Here is a 3,245-nt window from a genome sequence, read left to right as displayed (position 1 = left end):
TGTGTATAAGAGACAGGGGATGGGCCTTCCTTAGGTTTTCCAACGGACCTACCAGGATCTCCCCGCGCAGGGTTTCCAGCGGGTGGGAGTCAAGAATTTCGCCGAGCCTAAACTTTTCCGCCTGCCCCAGCACCAGAGGCCTCTTCTGCCCGGCCCGGAGGATCTCCTCCGGGGCTATCTGGGCATAACAACCGGTGACGATTACCAGTTCGGCCCCGGCGGAAAGGGCCTTCCTCAGAAGCTTGCGACCTTCGTAGGCCGCCCTGGAGGTTACCGCACAGGTATTTACTACCACCAGGCGAGGACGGGCCTCCAGGGCCACTTCTCTGCCGCCGAGGGCCTCCAGGGTCTCCCGAAGATAGGCCCCCTCCACCTGGTTTACTTTGCACCCCAGGGTCAGTACGGAAAAGGTGGGTGATTGAATCTTTTTCATTTGAGATTATTCTAAATCCACTATGTTTCCTCACAAGTGGCGCCAGCTGGAAAAGGCACGACGCCTGCTCGGACTGCCCCGGCAGACCAGCCGGGCGGAGATCCGGGAACGATATCGTAAACTGGCGGCCCGTTATCATCCGGATCGGGCCGGGGATGCGGAAAAGATGAAGGCCCTGAACGAGGCCTACCGGCTTCTCATGGATTACTGTGAACATTATCGTATCGAGCTGGCCCCTAACGATCAGGGGGCGGATGCCGAGGAATGGTGGTTTCTTCACTTCGGAGAAGATCCGGTGTGGAGCGGAAAAAAGGCCCGGGAGGAATAGCGGATGCTCATTGTTCAGAAATTTGGAGGAACCTCGGTAGGGGATCTGGAACGGATTCGGCGGGTGGCCCGAAGGGTGGCCCGGTATCGGGATCAGGGGCATGATCTGGTGGTGGTGGTTTCGGCCATGGCCGGAGAGACCGATCGCCTCCTCTCTCTGGCCTATGAGCTCACCCCGGATCCCTCTCCCCGGGAGCTGGACATGCTGGTGTCCACCGGGGAGCAGGTGACCTCGGCCCTCCTGGCCATTACGCTCAAATCCATGGGGTATCCGGCCCGGGCTCTTCTGGCGCATCAGATTCCCATTCTTACCGACGACCTGCATACCCGGGCCCGGATCAAAGACATCCCCACCGGGAAACTCCGCGAGGCCCTTTCTCGGGGCGAGATAGTCGTAGTGGCCGGATTCCAGGGGGTGACCGAGAACGGGGATATCACCACTCTGGGCCGAGGGGGGTCGGATACCACCGCGGTGGCCCTTGCGGCCGCCCTGGGGGCGGATCTCTGCGAAATCTTTACCGATGTGGAGGGGGTCTTTACCGCCGACCCCCGCATTGTTTCCCGGGCCCGAAAGATAGAAAAGATTTCTTACGAGGAGATGCTGGAGCTGGCCAGTGCCGGGGCCAAGGTGCTAGAAATCCGGGCGGTGGAATTTGCCATGATCTATAAGGTGCCCCTTCATGTGCGTTCTTCTTTCTCCGATGCCCCGGGGACCATTATCACCGAGGAGGATGAAGAGATGGAAAAGGTACTGGTTTCGGGTGTAACCTACAACCGCAACGAGGCCCGCATCAGTCTCTACGGAGTACCGGATCAGCCCGGGATAGCCGCCCGTATCTTTGGCCCCATCGCCGAGCGAGGCATCCTGGTGGATATGATCATCCAGACCGCTCGTCCCGACGGAAGGGCGGATCTGACCTTCACCGTACCCCGCACCACTTTGCGCGAGGCGGTGCGTATCGTCGAGGAAATCGCCCGGGAGATCGGGGCCGAACGGGTGGAAAGCGCGGAAAACATAGCCAAAGTTTCCATTGTGGGGGCCGGGATGCGCACGCATGCCGGGGTGGCTTCCCGGATGTTTGAAACCCTGGCCCGGCACGGGATAAATATCCAGATGATTTCCACCTCCGAGATCAAGGTTTCCTGTGTCATCGACGAAAAATATACCGAACTCGCCGTTCGGGCCCTGCACGAGGCCTTTGGCCTGGACCAGCCCCCGGAGGAAGAAAAATGAAACGTAGGGTAGAGATCTATGATACCACCCTGCGCGACGGTACTCAGGCCGAAGAGTTCAACCTTTCGGTAGAGGATAAGATCCGGGTGGCCCTTAAGCTGGACGAATTGGGGATTGATTATATCGAGGGTGGGTGGCCCGGCTCCAATCCCAAAGATGCCCGTTTTTTCAAGGAGATCCGTGATTATCATCTGCGCCATGCCCGAATTGCGGCCTTCGGAAGCACCCATCATCCCCGTAAGGAGGCCCATCTGGACGAGAATCTTCTGGCCCTGCTGGAGGCCAAGACCCCGGTGATGACCATCTTCGGCAAGTCCTGGACCATTCACGTCAAGGAGGCCTTAAAGACCACCCTGGAACGGAACCTGGAAATCATCGAGGCTTCGGTGCGGTTTCTGAGGCCTCACGTGGAGAAACTCTTTTACGATGCCGAACACTTTTTCGATGGATTCAAGGAGGATGCCGATTACGCGGTGGAGACCCTCAGACGGGCCCGGGAAGCCGGGGCCGATGTGCTGGTGCTCTGCGATACCAACGGAGGGACCCTGCCGCACGAACTGGTGGAGATCCTGCGCGAGGTCCGAAAGCGCCTGGGGAAAAAGGTCCCCCTGGGGATCCATGCTCACAACGATTCCGATTGTGCGGTGGCCAATAGTCTGGCTGCGGTGCTCGAGGGAGCGATTCAGGTCCAGGGGACCATCAACGGGGTGGGCGAACGCTGCGGGAACGCCAATCTCTGTTCCATTATTCCCAATCTGGTTCTCAAGATGGGCTTTGAATGCGAGGCCGGTAAGAATCTCACCCGCCTGACCGAGGTTTCCCGTTTTGTTTCCGAGGTGGCCAATGTACCGCACCCGCGCCATCTCCCGTACGTGGGCCGGAGCGCTTTTGCCCATAAGGGCGGGGTGCATGTTTCCGCCATTCTTCGCCATCCCCGTACCTACGAACATATCGATCCGGAATGGGTGGGAAATACCCGACGGGTGCTGGTCTCGGACCTCTCCGGGCGATCTAACATCGTCTATAAGGCTCGGCAGTTCGGGATCGAGCTTTCTCCGGAGGATCCGGTGGTGGCCAAGATCGTGGAGGAGGTCAAGAAGCGGGAAGCCGAGGGTTACGAATTCGAGGCGGCGGAGGCCTCGCTGGAGCTTTTGATTTATCGTCTGCTGGGAGAACCCAAACAGTATTTCGAGCTTCTGGGGTATCGGGTCCTGGATCTGCGCCCCAGCCGGGAAGGCCCTCCGGTTGTGG

The 3,245-nt window shown here is 59.2% G+C and carries 3 protein-coding genes and 1 pseudogene; 3 read left to right on the top strand and 1 reads right to left on the bottom strand.

Annotated elements, in window-relative coordinates; translation table 11 throughout:
- Nucleotides 1-433: pseudogene (locus tag F8J34_RS00820) on the bottom strand (hypothetical protein); the annotation flags it as partial.
- A 22-nt stretch (nucleotides 434-455) separates the two neighbouring features.
- On the opposite strand from F8J34_RS00820, the gene F8J34_RS00815 reads away from it, so the two are divergent.
- From F8J34_RS00815 to cimA, 3 genes are all read left to right on the top strand, one after another.
- Nucleotides 456-761: a DnaJ domain-containing protein gene (locus F8J34_RS00815; RefSeq protein ID WP_297055393.1), complete on the top strand. Its 306-nt coding sequence runs from the start codon at nucleotides 456-458 to the stop codon at nucleotides 759-761.
- A 3-nt stretch (nucleotides 762-764) separates the two neighbouring features.
- Nucleotides 765-1,994 carry an aspartate kinase gene (locus F8J34_RS00810; RefSeq protein ID WP_297055391.1) on the top strand — a complete coding sequence of 410 codons (1,230 nt, stop codon included), beginning with the start codon at nucleotides 765-767 and terminating at the stop codon, nucleotides 1,992-1,994.
- A partial coding sequence (gene cimA, locus F8J34_RS00805) for a citramalate synthase (RefSeq protein WP_297055388.1) occupies nucleotides 1,991-3,245 on the top strand: 1,255 nt, incomplete at its 3' end. The genes F8J34_RS00810 and cimA, both read left to right, overlap by 4 nt.

It is taken from the genome of Thermosulfurimonas sp., assembly GCF_015491435.1.
In the GTDB taxonomy this organism is placed as follows: domain Bacteria; phylum Desulfobacterota; class Thermodesulfobacteria; order Thermodesulfobacteriales; family Thermodesulfobacteriaceae; genus Thermosulfurimonas_A.
This window is presented reverse-complemented; position numbering and strand designations above follow the sequence as displayed.